This is a genomic window from Tritonibacter horizontis (assembly GCF_001518015.1).
Taxonomy (GTDB): domain Bacteria; phylum Pseudomonadota; class Alphaproteobacteria; order Rhodobacterales; family Rhodobacteraceae; genus Epibacterium; species Epibacterium horizontis.
Genome location: NZ_LPUY01000008.1, coordinates 152,760 through 168,171, shown reverse-complemented (window position 1 = coordinate 168,171; position 15,412 = coordinate 152,760). Strand labels below are relative to the sequence as shown.

Here is a 15,412-nt window from a genome sequence, read left to right as displayed (position 1 = left end):
TCAATGGCTCTCCCTCGTAACGGGGCGGGTGTCTTTGCCCACCAGAAAATCCAAATCCGCACCCTTGTCGGCCTGCAGGACGTGATCGATGTACAATTTTGCATAGCCGCGGGTGTAATGCGGTGCGTCAGGGGTCCAGTCCGCGCGACGGGCCTCCATTTCCTCGGCCGAGATCAGCAATTCCAGCTCTCCCCCGGAGGCAGAGACCCGAATGCGATCACCCGTCTTGACCAGCGCCAGCGGCCCGCCCGCCTGCGCCTCAGGCGAGACATGCAGGATGACTGTGCCAAATGCGGTGCCGGACATGCGTGCATCCGACACGCGGATCATGTCTTTCACCCCTTGGGTGACCAGCTTGCGAGGGATCGGCATGTTGCCAACTTCGGGCATCCCCGGATAGCCCTTCGGACCACAGCCCTTGAGCACGAGGATGGTCTCTGCGGTGACGGGCAGATCCTCACGGTCGATATTGGCTTTCATGTCCTCGATGCTCTCGAACACAAAAGCCTCGCCTTCGTGTTCAAGCAGGTGATCCGATGCGGCGGAGGGTTTCACGATCGCCCCGTTGGGCGCGAGGTTACCGCGCAGCACCCGCAGGCCAGCAGCGGGCTTCACCGGTGCTTCGAAGCTGCGGATAACGTCCTCATTGAAACACTCTGCGCCATCCGCATAGGCGGTGATGTCACCGCCCAGGACCGTCTTTGCGGCGCGCAGATGCCCGTTGTCCTGCAACTGCTTCAGCACGACAGGCATGCCGCCCGCATAACAGAAATCTTCCATCAGGTATTTGCCGGAAGGCATGCAATTCACCAACAGTGGGATTTCCGACCCGATTTCAAAATCCGTCAAATCGAGATCGACTCCGACACGGCCCGCAAGCGCCAGGAGATGCACCACCGCGTTGGTTGACCCGCCCACCGCAGCATTGGCGAGAATACCATTCACAAAGGCGTCTTTGGTCATCACGTCAGACGGTTTCAGGTCCTCTTCTACCATCTCGACGATCCGCTTGCCGGTCAGATGCGCCAGCGCCATGCGGCGCGCATCAACCGCAGGCAATGCAGCATTGGTTGGCAGCGACATGCCCATTGCCTCAACGATCGAGGCCATGGTGGAGGCGGTGCCCATGGTCATGCAGACCCCTTTGGACCGGCTCATGCCGGATTCGGCGTTCATGAAGTCTTTCAGGGTCATCTCGCCCGCGCGGACGGCCTCTGAGAATTTCCACACGTCGGTGCCAGAGCCAATATCCTTCCCGCGATATTTGCCATTCAGCATCGGTCCGGACGACACCACGATGGCGGGCAGATCGACCGACGCGGCGCCCATCAGCTGGCCCGGCGTTGTCTTGTCGCACCCCCCAAGAAGAACCACACCGTCAATACCATAGGCACGAATGGATTCCTCGACATCCATCGCCAGAAGGTTGCGAAACAGCATCGCCGTCGGCTTCATCTGCGTCTCGCCAAGGGACATCACCGGAAACTCCACCGGGAACCCGCCCGCCTCCCAGACGCCACGCTTGACGCCTTCGGCCAGGTCCCGCAAACCGGAGTTACAGGGTGTCAGTTCCGACCACGTGTTGCAGATCCCGATAATCGGTCGTCCGTCAAACGCATGATCGGGAAACCCCTGGTTTTTCATCCAGGACCGGTGAATGAACCCGTCCTTGTCCAGCTTTCCGTACCACCCTTTGCTGCGGCGATCTTTCGTCATAGTTTTTCTCCCTCGATCACCCAGATCGTTTGCGGAAATTGCCACGGCAGGGTCAATCCCTGCTGCATGAGGACGTCACCACCAAGCACCATCGGACCGTCCTTCAGGGCGGTTGAGCCGCGCGAAAGATGGTGAAGATCCTCCCGATTGACGAGATTGATACGATAGCGCGCCTGTGGATCCAATTGGGTCAGTCGCAATGGTCTAGGCATGATCTGCCGAGCGGCCTGTGCGCGGCCCGCAAAGACCACAAACTTCGCCCCATCCTGGGCAAGCTGCTGTTCTGCAACCACCGTCGGATCGGCCGCATCCAAACGCAAGATATCGGCCATCAGCCGCCAATCCCGGTTCGTTTTCCACCATGTGGTTACCCGGCGCAGCACATCGGCCTCTTTGTCGGTCAATTCTCGCGGATCCATCTCAAAGCCAAGGTGGCGCTGTGCTGCGACCCAGGCCCGCATTGGCATGTCAATCGTCCGCCCCGAAGTATGGCAGGTCCGTGGCCCCACATGAGAGCCCGTCACGGACATCGGCAGAAGCAACGCCGCATCATGCTGAATGCGCAGCCGTTCCAATGCATCGTTGCTATCCGAAAGCCAGACCCGCTGCGTCAGGCTCAGAACACCCGCATCAATCCGTCCCCCACCCGACGCGCAGCTTTCAATCTCAACTTGGGGAAATTTGTGCCGCAGCTCCCGGAGCAACGCATAAAATCCCTCTGTCTGTTCGGCATCCGCAATGGGGAGCAATCGGTTGTGATCCCATTTCAGATAGTCGATCCGGTAGTCCGCCAGAAGCGCTGAGATCTTTTGAAAAAGATACGCGCGGACCACTTCCATCGACAGGTCCAGCACCCGCTGCTGTCGCCCCTCTATCTGGTCAACCGGCCCCAGAATCCAATCGGGGTGCGCGCGGGCGAGATCGCTGTCGAGGTTCACCATCTCAGGCTCGACCCAAAGACCAAAGACCATACCAAGCTGCTCAACATGTTCGATCAGCGGGGTCAGCCCGTCAGGCCATTTGCGCCGGTCGATTTCCCAATCGCCCAGCGAGGAACTGTCATCATCCCGCTTGCCGAACCAGCCATCGTCCAGAACGAAACGCTCCGCGCCCAGATCGGCCGCACGCTCGGCAATCTCTCCGAGGACGCTGAGGTCGTGCTTGAAATAGACGGCCTCCCAGCAGTTGTAATGAACCGGGCGCGGTGTTTCCGGCTTTGGCCAAACCACCACATGGTCACGAAGCAATCGCTGGAACGCCACGGCGCAACCGTTGAAACCATGTTGTGACACCGCAAGATAGAGCGGCGCCGTGCGGAACTTGGTTCCCGCCGCTCGCGTCCCCGTCGCGTGCCCCCATTGGATTTGTCGCCGCCCCGACGGCATCTCCTCCGCCAGCATCACATGCCCGCCGGACCAGCCGTAATGCATGGCAAAGACTGTGCCTTGGGTATTGGATGCCCCTGTTTCGGGGAAATAGGCTAGGGGCGGATGCTCATGTCCCGACCGGCCTGAACGCGCCTCACGCTTGTGAATGCCAGCCCGCCACCGGGCACGTTCCATTTGAAACTCGCCGATCCAGCGGCCAGAGAAGTCAACGATCTCCTGCCCCATTTGCGGCCCCGGAAGCACGGGGGCGGCCAGATGATGCAGGGTAACCTCGTCGTCGCTGATCAGCGTGGTGCCAGCCACGATCGTTTCACCCAGCACCTGGACATCAAAGATCAGGGTCAGCCTCTGGTCGTGATCACGGCAGGTAAAGGTATTGCCGTTTGCTTCTTCCAATCGAAACCGAGGGTAGAGCTGCGCCCCGTCCCGATAGACCACCATGCCCGGCTGGCCTTCAAACGACCGAGAGGTTTCGGGACATAGGGACAGTGGCGGCAATTGGTCGATCATGCCGCCCGTCACCTCTTGTTCGCAGGCACGGGCCAGTGCTGCGAGGTCCGTCTCCGGTTGCAACGCAGGGCCCCAGTAGATCGCGCCGGGAAGACCGCCATCAGACGCGAGAACCAGGGTTTGCCCCGGCGCATCAATCCGCCAGAGTTGCAACTCTTCGCTCATTTGACAGCCCCAAGGGTCAGACCTGCAATGAAATGTCGCTGCATCAGGAAAAACATCGCCACCGGCGGCAGGGCCGCGACAATCGAGCCCGCGCTCATCAGGTGATAGGCGGCACGGTATTGCGCGTTGAACGAGGTGATCCCCGCCGTGACTGGCTGGCTCTCTGCGCCCTGGGTCAGGACCACTGCCCAGAAGTAATCGTTCCAGATGAACGTAAAGATCAGCACCGACAATGCTGCAATCGCGGGCTTCATCAGTGGCAGCACCACGAACCAGAAGATCCGCCACTCTGCCACCCCTTCAACCCGCGCGGCCTCGATCAGCTCAAACGGCAAGGCACGGATAAAATTCCGCATGAACAGGGTGCAGAATCCGGTTTGAAACGCGACATGGAACAAAACCAGACCCGTCTTGGTATTGTAGAGCCCCATATCCAGCGTCAGATCACGAACCGGGACCATCAAGATCTGAAACGGCACGAAGTTTCCCGCTACAAACATGAAGAACAACAACAGGTTACCGCGAAATTTGTACACGCCCAGCGCAAAGCCGGTCATGCAGGACAATGCCACAGCACCGATCACCGTCGGCACCGTGATCAGTACCGAGTTCAGCAGATAGCGCGGCATATCGGATGCGAAGAAGACCTTGCCGTAGTTCTCGAACCCTTTGAACGAAGATGGCCAGCCCCAATAGTTGCCGGTGGTGAAATCCACATCCGGCTTGATCGAAAAGACCGCCACCGCGATCAACGGCAGCAACCACAGCACCAGCGCCATCGGCACCATGGCCTGATAGGTGGCGGCCCAGGCGGACGAGGATTTCTGAATTGGACGCGGGAACATCAGCGGCCGCCTTTCTCTTCTTCGTACATCGACCACAGGAAGTAGGCGATGAACAGGAGCATGATCAGGAACAGCACCACGGCAATGGCCGCGCCATAGCCCATGCGGAACCCATATTCAGACAGGGCTTTTTCAAACATGTAGAACGACAGAACGCGCGAGGACCCAAACGGCCCGCCATTGGTCATGATGGAAATCAGGTCAAAGGACCGCAAAGCGCCAATGATGGTCACCACAAATGCGATGAATGTTGCCGGTCGCAGCTGAGGGATGATCACGTACCAAAGCATCTTGAACCCTTTTGCGCCATCCAAACGGGCCGCTTCGACCTGCTCCGGGTCTACGGCGTTCAATCCGGTCAAATAAAGGATCATGCAATAGGCTGTCTGCGGCCAAAGACCTGCAAGGATGATCCCGTAAGTCACCAGGTTTGGATCGCCCAGGACATTCAGCGTCCCAAGCCCAAAGAACCCGAGGATTTGGTTCAGCAGACCGAATGTCGGGTCATAAAACCAACTGAACACCAGCCCGACGACCACTTGGCTGATCACGAATGGAAAGAAAAACAACGACTTATACAGTCGAATACCAACGACATTCTGATTGAGGAACAACGCTATCGCCAGCCCTGCAGGGATCGCCAGAAGATACATCAGCAACCATTTGAGGTTGTTCCAGATCGAGACCTCAAAGGCGCGGTCATCGAGCAGTTCGATGTAGTTTTCAGCGCCTATATAGACCGGCTCGCCGAGCCCATCCCAACGGTAGAAAGACAGGTTGAAACTCTGCAGGATCGGAAAAATCACATAAAACAGAAAAAACAGGACCCCCGGCAACAGAAACAAGAATGGCGCCAGCGCCTGCCGGTTGCGGCGAATCCAACCCGGAGCGCCGTCGGAGTTCGGCATCATCGTATCGGCCAAAGGAGTACCTCCCGGAACATCGCACCCGAACCAGTGTTACCTGGCATGTCGGGCAGAAAATTTCGTCCCTCGCTTGGCGGTCGCGCCCTCGGGTCACGGCGTCAAGCCAGGACACGGGCGAAGGAAACATCCTCCGCCCGGCCACATCACACTCAGTAAATCCGCTGGCGTGTTTTCTCGAGACGGTTCAGGATGTCGTCCAGGTTGTCCGGAAACACCATGAATTCCTGGAACCCTTCCATCGCGACCGATGCCATTTCAGCCGGCGCGTCGCGATCAAAGAACTGCGCGATCCCGCCTGGGCTGTTCGCTGACAACATGTCAAAACCCTGGTTCAGCATCTCGTCATCGTCCACCGATGAAGACGCGTTCACAGGGAGCTGGCCCAATGCATCGCCGGAGTTGATTTCGGTCTGCACGTCAGCCGAAACCACATACCGCAGGAACTCACGCGCGGCTTCCTTGTTCTGCGCGCCCGACGGGATGTGGAATGTGTCGGTTGGCGCATCTTCTGCCAGTTCAACATCCGGGTTGATCACCGGGAACTGATAGAAATCGAGCTGATCTTCACCCAAGCCCGCTTCGCGCAGGGGGGCAACCGCAAAGTTCCCCATCAGATAGGCCGCAGCATCGCCGTTGACCATGAATGGCAGCGCTTCCTGCCAGCTGTAGGACTGGTGGTTGTCGATAAATGCGCCCATGTCGATCAGTTCGCGCCAATTGGCAAAGGTCGCCTTGACGCGGTCGTCTGTCCACTCGACTTCGCCATTGGTCAGCGCCATGTGGAAGTCATAGCCGTTGGTGCGCATATTGAGGTAGTCAAACCACCCGCCGGCCGTCCAGAGGAACTTGGACCCGATGGTGAAGCATTTCTTGCCTGAATCCAGGATCTTCTGGCAGTTTGCTTTGAACGCTTCCCAGTCTTTGGGTTCTTCCAGACCGAGATCTTTGTAGATGTCCTCGCGGTAGTAGACGCCCCACTGGTAGTAGGTATAGGGCACGCCCCATTGTTTGCCATCCAGGGTCATCGCGCCCTTGGTGGAGGCAAGGTTGTCGGCGATTGCAGGCTCACCCCAGAGATCCGACACGTCCTCGAACAGGCCGGCAGAAACGTAAGGACGCATCCGGTTGGCGGCATACCAGTTGGCGACATCCGGCGCGTTTGCGGTCAGGAAGTTGCGGATTTGCGTCTTGTAGGCTTCGCGGTCGATGACGGTCAGTTCAACTGTCAGATCCGGGTGCAGGGCATCAAAATCCGCCGCCATTTTTTCCATCACCGCGCGCGGTGCCGGGTTCGACATATCCGAGAAAATTTTCAACGTCCCGGTCAGCTCAGCAGCCTGTGCGGATGCAGCCAGTCCAACGACCATTGCAAAACCTGCGGCCGTTCCTTTCAGAAACTTCATGGTATCCTCCCTATTTTTGATGTTGGCTTGGTTCCAAATAATGAAACATCTTTCCAACTATTGAAACCATGGGGGAACCGGTCTATGAATGTCAACAGTCTGTTCACCTCAGCGGGAACTGACGTGAGGGAGGACAACCATGACCACGCCGCAATTGCCGCAGCGCAGCACCGATGGAACTGTCGGAAAAGCATTGGAGATTCTGGATCAGGTTGCTGAGTTTGGTCGTCCGGTCCGTTTTGCCGAATTATTGGCAAACTCGCCCCACCCTAAGGCGACTCTGTACCGGTTACTTCAGACCCTGACGAATCAGGGGATGCTCCGTTTCGACGAACAGAGCCAAGCCTATGCGCCGGGCCTCCGCCTCGTTCGACTGGCGCATGCGGCCTGGCGCCAAAGTTCGCTCGCCCCCTTGGCACGGCCGCATTTGGACGCGCTGTCAGAAACGGTTGGCGAAACAATCCACCTCGCGCAGCTCGACCAGGGGCAGGTGCTCTATGTGGACAAACGCAACGCCCAGACCCCGATCGAAATGTTCAGCCAGGCGGGCAAAATTGGCCCCGGCTATTGCACCGGAGTCGGCAAGGCGATGATCGCCCATCTGGACGCCGACGGCCGCGAAGATGCGATCCGCCGGCAGGCATACCTTCGACACACCCCGCAGACCCTCTCGACAGAGGCTGAATTTCGGATCGAACTGGAGGCCATCCGGGCCGAAGGCGTGGCATTCGACAGAGAAGAGCACGAGCCCGGGATCATCTGTATCGCTGCCCCGATCCTGTCCGCCAATGGCCGGGTCATGGGAGCAGTCTCCATTACGTCGTCGCTGCAGCGGCGGTCCTTGGAAAGCCTCGACACGCTGCGCCCGCTGTTACTGAAAACCGCAAACGATATCTCGGAATCCGCCGAAAGCTGGCAGTTTCCCACCTGAGGAGGACCGACGTTCTGGGCAAAACGCTCTTGCGTCGCAGAAAGGATCACGAAAATGACCGGCGTCACGCTGACAAATACCATCAAGAAATATGGTGAAGTCCAGACCATCCACGACGTAAATCTTCAGATTGAAGACGGCGAGTTCTGCGTCTTCGTCGGCCCGTCCGGGTGCGGAAAATCCACCTTGCTGCGAATGGTGGCCGGGCTGGAAGAAACCACATCCGGCCAGATCCACATTGGTAATCGCGATGTGACCAATGTCGATGCCGCCGAACGGGGCGTTGCCATGGTGTTCCAGTCCTACGCACTTTATCCGCATATGACGGTCGAAGAAAACATGGGTTTCGGCCTTAAAATGACCGGCCATCCAAAAGCCGAGATCACCAAAAAGGTGTCTGAGGCCTCCCACATCCTGAAACTGGACGATTACCTCAAGCGCAAACCAAAGGCGTTGTCCGGCGGGCAACGTCAACGGGTTGCGATTGGACGCGCCATTGTGCGCGGGCCCGAAGTCTTCCTTTTTGACGAGCCGTTGTCGAACCTCGATGCCGAGCTGCGTGTCGACATGCGGGTTGAAATCGCCCGTCTGCACAAGGAAATCGGCGCGACCATGATCTATGTAACGCATGATCAGGTCGAAGCGATGACGCTCGCAGACAAGATTGTGGTGCTGCGGGCCGGGCGGGTCGAGCAGGTCGGCAAGCCGATGGACCTTTACAATGACCCCGACAATCGCTTTGTCGCGGGGTTCATCGGTTCGCCTGGGATGAATTTCGTTGCGGGTCAGGTGACGGACAAAGGTGTCGAGATCGCCGCGCTCGGTGGTCGCGTTGTTGCACCCAACGTCACCTTGCCCCCCATTGGCACGGAGGTGATTGTCGGTCTGCGTCCGCAATCCATAACCCTCTCAGCAGGGGATACCGCCCAGTTGGAGCTACGCGAACGCTTGGGCGCCGTGGCCTATGACCATCTTATCTGCACCGACGGTTCCAAACTGATCGTGGAGACACGGGGCGAGGATATGCTGGAAGAAGGCACCTCGGTGAGCCTGTCATTCAACGACGCCGATGTATTCCTCTTTGACAAGGAAACAGAGGCCCGGTTGCGCTAACGTTGACCGATCAAGGCCTGGTGCCGGGATGCGCCGGGCCTTGATTTTCAGCGAACCCAGACCTCCACGCGGCGATTGGCCTGCCGCCCCCAGGCGCTATCGTCGCATGCGATCGGCAACGCCTCGCCAAAGGCTTCGGTCTCGATCGAAATCCGATCCAGATTGGCCGTTTCTGCGGCTTTTTCAACAGCTTTCCTGACCGCCTCTGCCCTCTGTTGGGCAATCTCTCGGTTGCCAGCGGCTGGCCCCTCCCCGTCTGAAAAGCCGACAAACACCAACCGTTTGCTGTCATAGACGCCGGCCTCAACCTCGCGCGCCAACAATTCGATGTTGCTTCTCGATTGCGCATCGGGCCGTGACGAGCCGGCCTCGAACCGGAACGACATGGTCAACCGTTGCAACCCGTCGAGGGTTGTCACCATGCGTTGCAGTTCTTCCAGCGGAATGTCCGGCCCCGCGGATTTGATCGCGTTGGTCAACCGTTCCCCCTGCAACGCCATCGGGATACGTTCCGCCGCCTGATCGACGAAACCCGCACGTCGGATCACGATCTGAGCCGACGGCCCACGAAGATATGTCAGGAAATCGCGCGCCACCCGCGGCAGACGGCGGGCCGGCAAATAAAGGAACATGGGCGAGGTCAGGGGATAATCTTCCGTCTTGATCATCCGCCGACCGGCGCTGAGCGTAAAACCACAAGGGCCCGACAGAGTCAGCATGCGGGCCGTACCGGTCTCCGCAAAGCTGGCCAGACCAATTGCAAATGGATCGGTGACGACGCTCCGGACCAATGTGCTGCCTCGGTCATGTCTGCGGATCCCATCCGTGAGGCTCAACACCGCAGGGCCAAGAAGTTTGTCCTCGACCGCCTGCGCGAGACCTGCGCCTTCAACCGGTAAATGAACGGAAATCGGCGCGTCCGGTCCACCAAGCTCGATCCAGTTGGTGATCTGACCCGCGTAGATTTCCGCCAATTGCGTCAAAGAGATCCGCTTCACTGGGTTCGAGGGCGCCACAATGGGAACGATGGCATCCAATGCCAGGACACGGCCGCGATTGGCGCCGGACAGGTCGCCCATTCCCGCCTCTTTGGCGAGCACCCGCTCTGCCTCTCTGATTTCGCGCAAGGCCATCACCACGTCGGCCTGATTAGCCAGAAGATCGGCGAACCCTTCGTCTGTATTGCTGACATAGAAGTTGAACCGAGCCGCCGCACGGCCATCCCGCGACAAGGTATATTCGAACTGGCGCGCATCAAATTGCGTGCGCGCAGTCTGATAGCCGTTGCGCAGGGCAAAACCTTCAATCAAGGCAGGCAAAAGTACTTCTGCCATCGTCGATGATCCCGAAAGGGTCACCTCGGCCACAAAATCCGAAAGGCTCGGACACCCCGGGCCGTCGCACCGCACACCAGACCCATCAACGGTCAACTCACCGAATTGGGTGTCTACCCGATAGAATTCTCCATCGAATCCCAGCAAGTTCCCAACCACTTCGATCGCGCCGTCGGGCGATGAAAGGGTGACATCCTGTGCAATCGTCGGTCTGGATAGGCCAAATAGGCAGAGTGCGACGCAAATCGCCGCACGAAAATAACGCATGAGAAATCCCGGTGTATCGCCGTTTAGTTGCCGGTGAGTCTCAGCGTTTCCACAAGATTATTCAACACAAGAAAGTCGCCTCTCGCCGAACAGTCCGGCATGGTAAGCGAAAGATCCTGCACACGTATCTCGCCACGACGATGTTCAAACAGTTGCGCCACAACAGTCCGATCACAATTCTCGGCTGTCACCTCTGCTTCGACTGAAATTGCGACGGTTGAATTGGATTTGGGGGCTTCAGTCATCGGAAGGGAATAGATTTGCGCAAGATAGGGCGCCACCTGCGCCGGATCACCGAGCGATAACACCTGCCCCGCACCAAGGCCCGGAATCGCACCATGCCACACATGGCCCGCTTCGCCATAGGTCGCGCCAAATTCCAGGGCGTGGAGTTCAAACCCATTCGCCCCCTGCCACTGCAAGATCACGCGGTCGATGTTCTCCAGTCCGACGATCTGCGTCCTGGCCTCGAAATCCTGGCCAAACGGAAAATCAGCCAGCGCAACCGCATGCTCTGCAAGCGCGGGAAGGGTGCCCCTGTAGCGCCCCGCATCGTCAAGCCTCTGCGTCACCATCAGGCCCGCGTGGTGGAGCGTGAACCGCTCCCCCGCGTGACAGGGCGCGTCGATGTCCACCTGCATCAGCGCCGCAGGCATCGACCTGAGCTGCATGTCCCCGACACATCGCTGTGGCGTGTGTGACGGCTCCTGAGGTGGCGAGAGAGAGGGATCATCGGTCGGCGTCAGGGATGTGAAGGCCACATCCTGAAGGTCCAGCTCAGCCGTGTCAGGCTCAGCCGGGATTCCCGGAGCAAATTGCCGCGTCTCCTCCACAACCGTGTGCCGGAGATCCGCACGCTTTTGCATAAACAAACCAGTGGCCAACGCGCAGACAACAGTCGCTGCGACAGTAAGGGCCGTTACTCGTATACCCATCCTTCTCTCCTCACCCTGAAAGGTTAAGAAAGTATGACCATACAAGGCGGCTAGACTAAGGCAGCGCTCCGAAACAACCGTGGTTTTGGCATATTCAGGCCGGATTCAAATGACTTACCGAAGCGCTACGCCAGTTTACCATGACAATGTTTAAACTTTTTCCCGGACCCGCAAGGGCATTTGTCGTTGCGCGACGGGTTGCCCCAGGTGGTTGGATCATCTTCGACGAATCCCTCTTTCGGGGCCTCAACCGGCGCATCGGAGTCCGATGGTGTCGGCTGGGCCCGCAGCCCCTGACGCGCCGCCATCTGCATCATCATCTCTCGCTGCTCCTCCTCGCTGAGGGGACGCACACGCGACAGTTGCTGTGTTACTGCTTCCCGCAGGGAATCGAGCATGGTCTCAAAAAGCTGGAAACTCTCGTTCTTGTACTCGTTTAGAGGATCGCGCTGCGCGTAACCGCGGAATCCGACAACGGACCTGAGGTGTTCAAGCGTCAGGAGATGCTCCCGCCATTTGGCATCAATGGCCTGCAACAGAACCTGCTTTTCGATGTTGCTCATGCCTTCTTCACCAAAGGCTGCAACTTTTTCGGCCATCAACTCGTCCGAAGCCGCAATCAGCCGCTCGCGAATTTGATCATCGTCGACGCCCTCTTCGGCCGCCCAATCCGCAACCGGGGCATCAATCCCGAGCTTTTCCTTCACCGCCTCTTGCAGTCCAGCGGTATTCCACTGATCTGCGTAGGTTTTTGGCGGCATGTAGACATCCAGAAGATCGTCGATCACTTCGTGACGCATGTCGGTGACGATTTCGTTGGTATCAGTTGACGCCATGATCTCGCGGCGCTGACCAAAGACAACTTTCCGCTGATCGTTCATCACGTCATCGAACTTCAACACGTTCTTGCGCATATCAAAGTTGCGACCTTCGACCTTTGCCTGGGCACGCTCCAGCGACTTATTCACCCAAGGGTGGATGATCGCCTCGCCTTCTTTCATGCCAAGGCCGGACAGCAGTTTGTCCAGGCGTTCGGATCCGAAGATCCGCATCAGGTCATCTTCAAGGCTCAGGTAGAACCGCGTGCGACCGGGATCCCCCTGACGCCCAGAACGACCGCGCAGCTGGTTGTCGATACGCCGGCTTTCGTGCCGTTCAGATGCCATGACATAAAGACCGCCTGCATCGAGAACCTTTTGCTTTTCTTCTGCGTGTTTGGCTTCTTCTTCCTTGCGCAACGCCACCGGATCAGCGTCTGGATTTGCTTCCAGGGCATCCATGACCTTCAGGTCGACGTTGCCGCCAAGCTGAATGTCAGTGCCCCGGCCAGCCATGTTCGTGGCGATTGTCACGGCGCCAAAACGGCCCGCTTCGGCGACGATCTTGGCTTCCTGTTCATGATGACGCGCGTTCAGGACATTGTGTTCGATGTTCTCCTGCTGCAGCAGGTGGCTCAGCAGTTCTGACTTCTCAATCGAGGTCGTCCCCAACAGGACGGGCTGTCCCTTTGCGTGGGCTACCTTCGTCTCGGCGATCATGGCTGCGTATTTTTCGCTGGCGGTCCGATAGACCTGATCGTCCTCGTCCACCCGGGCGATGGGACGGTTGGTCGGGACCTCTACGACACCCAGGCCATAGATTTCATTGAACTCTTCTGCCTCTGTCATCGCCGTGCCGGTCATACCGGCCAGCTTGTCGTAAAGGCGGAAGTAGTTCTGAAAGGTCACCGACGCCAGAGTCGTGTTTTCCGGCTGGATCTGGGTGCCTTCCTTGGCCTCGATCGCCTGGTGCAGCCCCTCGGAAAGCCGCCGACCCGGCATCATGCGACCGGTGAATTCGTCGATCAGAACAACGTTGCCATCGCGTACGATGTAATCCTTGTCGCGCTGGAAGAGTTTATGCGCACGCAGTGCCTGGTTGACGTGGTGCACCACCGTGGTGCTTTCCGGATCATAAAGGCTGGCACCCTCATCCAGGAGCCCCGCCGCCAGCAGGGATTGTTCGAGGAATTCGTTGCCCTCATCGGTAAAGGTCACGCCCCGGGTTTTTTCGTCAACTTCGTAGTGCTCATCATTGAGCGTTGGAATCAGTTTGTCGATGGTCTCGTACAGCTCGGAACGGTCTTCGGCCGGGCCGGAAATAATCAGGGGTGTCCGTGCCTCGTCGATCAGGATCGAGTCGACCTCATCGACGATGGCAAAGTTGTGATACTTTTGGAAAACCTGATCGAGCGAAGGCTTCATGTTGTCGCGCAGATAGTCGAAGCCAAGCTCGTTGTTGGTCGTATAGGTGACGTCACACCCATAGGCCGCCATTTTCTCCGCTTCAGGCTGGTTAGCGTAGATCACGCCGGTGGTCATGCCCAGCGCATCGAAAACCTTGCTCATCCATTCGCTGTCGCGTTTGGCAAGGTATTCGTTCACCGTGACAACATGCACGCCTTTGCCGGTCAGGGCGTTCAGGTAGGCCGGAAACGTCGCAACAAGGGTTTTGCCCTCGCCGGTTTTCATTTCCGAAATATTGCCCTGGTGCAAAAAGGCGCCACCCATCAGCTGGGTGTCAAAGGCGCGCAGGCCAAGGGATCGCCGGGCCGCTTCGCGCACGTTGGCGAAGGCTTCCGGCAAAAGGTCGTCGAGGCTCTCGCCGCCGAGTGCGCGTTTGCGCAGCTCTTCGGTCTTTTCCTTCAGCCCATCGTCACTCAGCGCCTCAAAGTCAGGCTCCAGCGCATTGATCTTTGCAATCAGCGGCCGTGTCGCCTTTACCTTGCGGTCGTTCGGCGTGCCGAAGACCTTTTTGGCGAGTGTTCCGATACCCAGCATGTGCGCTCCAAAAGTCTAGTTCTCGACCTATGTGTGCGGCAGGCTTGCCCGCCGTGTTCTCAACCCATAAACAAAGGTGGAAAGACGGTCCTGCCACAGGCCTCATGGCGATGTAAGGGGCAGGAAAATAAGTGTCAACGCCGCGACCCGTCGCGGCACCAAGATAGGATGGTTTCCATGCGCAAAGGTCTCACTTTTTTGCAGGGCGTCGTGATCGCCGCTGTTGTTGGCGTCGCGGTTCCGGCCGTGGCCGAGCAACATGCCAACAGTGTCGTCGCAAAAGTGAATGGCGAAGAAATCACGGTCGGGCATATGATTGTGGCGCGCACCAAGTTGCCGGCGCAATATCAAAGCTTGCCGGATGACGTGTTGTTCAATGCTCTGCTGGATCAGCTGATCCAGCAGACCGCCCTCAAACAGCAATTGCACGGCGATATGCCCGAGCATGTCCGGCTGACCGTCGAAAACGAAACCCGGTCTCTGCTGGCCTCCGAAGTGATCCAGTCGATCATGGAACAAGCCCAGAATGAGGATGCCATCCGCGACGCCTACGATGCCCGCTATTCGACTGGGGATGGCGGCGATGAATTCAATGCCTCGCATATCCTTGTCGAGACCGAGGCCGAGGCATTGGAAGTCAAAGCACAGATTGACGAAGGTGCCGAATTCGCCACCATTGCCAAGGAATCCTCGACGGGTCCGTCCGGGCCAAACGGTGGCTCGCTCGGGTGGTTCACAAACGGCAGCATGGTGCCCGCATTCGAAGCTGCGGTTGCAGAAATGCGTCCGGGCCAGGTGTCCGACCCGGTTGAGACGCAGTTTGGCTGGCATGTCATCAAGCTGAACGAGCGTCGCAAGCTCGAAGCCCCGGACTTCATCGACGTGCGCGATGAAATTGCTCAGGAAATTGCCCGGGATGCGGTCGAGGATCGGGTGAATCAACTCACATCCAATGCCCGGATCGAACGGTCCGGTGTCGAGGAATTTGACCCCTCCATTTTGCGCGATTTGAGCCTGATCAAGAACTGACCAGCGTTCAACCTTAGCTTCTAGGAACACC

At 58.2% G+C, this 15,412-nt stretch carries 11 protein-coding genes; 3 read left to right on the top strand and 8 right to left on the bottom strand.

Going from position 1 to position 15,412, the window contains the following annotated elements:
- From TRIHO_RS01105 to TRIHO_RS01085, 5 genes are all read right to left on the bottom strand, one after another.
- Positions 1–1,716, bottom strand: coding sequence for an IlvD/Edd family dehydratase (locus TRIHO_RS01105; RefSeq protein WP_068239469.1), 1,716 nt, complete (start codon positions 1,714–1,716; stop codon positions 1–3).
- Positions 1,713–3,779, bottom strand: coding sequence for an alpha-galactosidase (locus tag TRIHO_RS01100; protein ID WP_068239465.1), 2,067 nt, complete (start codon positions 3,777–3,779; stop codon positions 1,713–1,715). The genes TRIHO_RS01105 and TRIHO_RS01100 overlap by 4 nt, the downstream gene beginning before the upstream one ends.
- Positions 3,776–4,624, bottom strand: coding sequence for a carbohydrate ABC transporter permease (locus tag TRIHO_RS01095; protein ID WP_068239461.1), 849 nt, complete (start codon positions 4,622–4,624; stop codon positions 3,776–3,778). Before TRIHO_RS01095 ends, TRIHO_RS01100 begins: the two co-directional genes overlap by 4 nt.
- Complete coding sequence (locus tag TRIHO_RS01090; RefSeq protein WP_068239922.1) at positions 4,624–5,535, bottom strand: carbohydrate ABC transporter permease; 912 nt, start codon at positions 5,533–5,535, stop codon at positions 4,624–4,626. The genes TRIHO_RS01095 and TRIHO_RS01090 overlap by 1 nt, the downstream gene beginning before the upstream one ends.
- A 164-nt stretch (positions 5,536–5,699) precedes the next feature.
- Positions 5,700–6,953: an ABC transporter substrate-binding protein gene (locus TRIHO_RS01085; protein ID WP_068239457.1), complete on the bottom strand. Its 1,254-nt coding sequence runs from the start codon at positions 6,951–6,953 to the stop codon at positions 5,700–5,702.
- Between the two features lie 139 nt (positions 6,954–7,092).
- On the opposite strand from TRIHO_RS01085, the gene TRIHO_RS01080 reads away from it, so the two are divergent.
- Together TRIHO_RS01080 and TRIHO_RS01075 are read left to right on the top strand one after the other, a co-directional pair.
- Positions 7,093–7,884, top strand: coding sequence for an IclR family transcriptional regulator (locus TRIHO_RS01080; protein ID WP_068239455.1), 792 nt, complete (start codon positions 7,093–7,095; stop codon positions 7,882–7,884).
- Between the two features lie 54 nt (positions 7,885–7,938).
- Positions 7,939–8,997, top strand: a complete 1,059-nt coding sequence (locus TRIHO_RS01075; protein WP_068239453.1) for an ABC transporter ATP-binding protein — start codon at positions 7,939–7,941, stop codon at positions 8,995–8,997.
- A gap of 47 nt (positions 8,998–9,044) precedes the next feature.
- On the opposite strand, the gene TRIHO_RS01070 is transcribed toward TRIHO_RS01075, so the two are convergent.
- From TRIHO_RS01070 to secA, 3 genes are all read right to left on the bottom strand, one after another.
- Positions 9,045–10,598: a phosphate ABC transporter substrate-binding/OmpA family protein gene (locus TRIHO_RS01070; RefSeq protein ID WP_068239450.1), complete on the bottom strand. Its 1,554-nt coding sequence runs from the start codon at positions 10,596–10,598 to the stop codon at positions 9,045–9,047.
- Positions 10,599–10,621: 23 nt separating this feature from the next.
- Positions 10,622–11,269, bottom strand: coding sequence for a hypothetical protein (locus tag TRIHO_RS01065; protein ID WP_232367672.1), 648 nt, complete (start codon positions 11,267–11,269; stop codon positions 10,622–10,624).
- A 389-nt stretch (positions 11,270–11,658) separates the two neighbouring features.
- Positions 11,659–14,352 carry a preprotein translocase subunit SecA gene (gene secA / locus TRIHO_RS01060; protein ID WP_068239446.1) on the bottom strand — a complete coding sequence of 898 codons (2,694 nt, stop codon included), beginning with the start codon at positions 14,350–14,352 and terminating at the stop codon, positions 11,659–11,661.
- Between the two features lie 177 nt (positions 14,353–14,529).
- Between secA and TRIHO_RS01055 the strand changes: the two genes are divergently transcribed.
- Positions 14,530–15,381 (top strand): peptidylprolyl isomerase, encoded by an 852-nt coding sequence (locus TRIHO_RS01055; protein ID WP_068239921.1) that lies wholly within the window; start codon positions 14,530–14,532, stop codon positions 15,379–15,381.
- Positions 15,382–15,412: the final 31 nt, after the last annotated feature.

Bases quoted from the DNA above. Each gene is read 5' to 3' on its own strand.
- TRIHO_RS01105 (WP_068239469.1), bottom strand. From the start codon at position 1,716: ATGACGAAAGATCGCCGCAGCAAAGGGTGGTACGGAAAGCTGGACAAG.
- TRIHO_RS01100 (WP_068239465.1), bottom strand. From the start codon at position 3,779: ATGAGCGAAGAGTTGCAACTCTGGCGGATTGATGCGCCGGGGCAAACC.
- TRIHO_RS01095 (WP_068239461.1), bottom strand. From the start codon at position 4,624: ATGTTCCCGCGTCCAATTCAGAAATCCTCGTCCGCCTGGGCCGCCACC.
- TRIHO_RS01090 (WP_068239922.1), bottom strand. From the start codon at position 5,535: ATGATGCCGAACTCCGACGGCGCTCCGGGTTGGATTCGCCGCAACCGG.
- TRIHO_RS01085 (WP_068239457.1), bottom strand. From the start codon at position 6,953: ATGAAGTTTCTGAAAGGAACGGCCGCAGGTTTTGCAATGGTCGTTGGA.
- TRIHO_RS01080 (WP_068239455.1), top strand. From the start codon at position 7,093: ATGACCACGCCGCAATTGCCGCAGCGCAGCACCGATGGAACTGTCGGA.
- TRIHO_RS01075 (WP_068239453.1), top strand. From the start codon at position 7,939: ATGACCGGCGTCACGCTGACAAATACCATCAAGAAATATGGTGAAGTC.
- TRIHO_RS01070 (WP_068239450.1), bottom strand. From the start codon at position 10,598: ATGCGTTATTTTCGTGCGGCGATTTGCGTCGCACTCTGCCTATTTGGC.
- TRIHO_RS01065 (WP_232367672.1), bottom strand. From the start codon at position 11,269: ATGCAGCTCAGGTCGATGCCTGCGGCGCTGATGCAGGTGGACATCGAC.
- secA (WP_068239446.1), bottom strand. From the start codon at position 14,352: ATGCTGGGTATCGGAACACTCGCCAAAAAGGTCTTCGGCACGCCGAAC.
- TRIHO_RS01055 (WP_068239921.1), top strand. From the start codon at position 14,530: ATGCGCAAAGGTCTCACTTTTTTGCAGGGCGTCGTGATCGCCGCTGTT.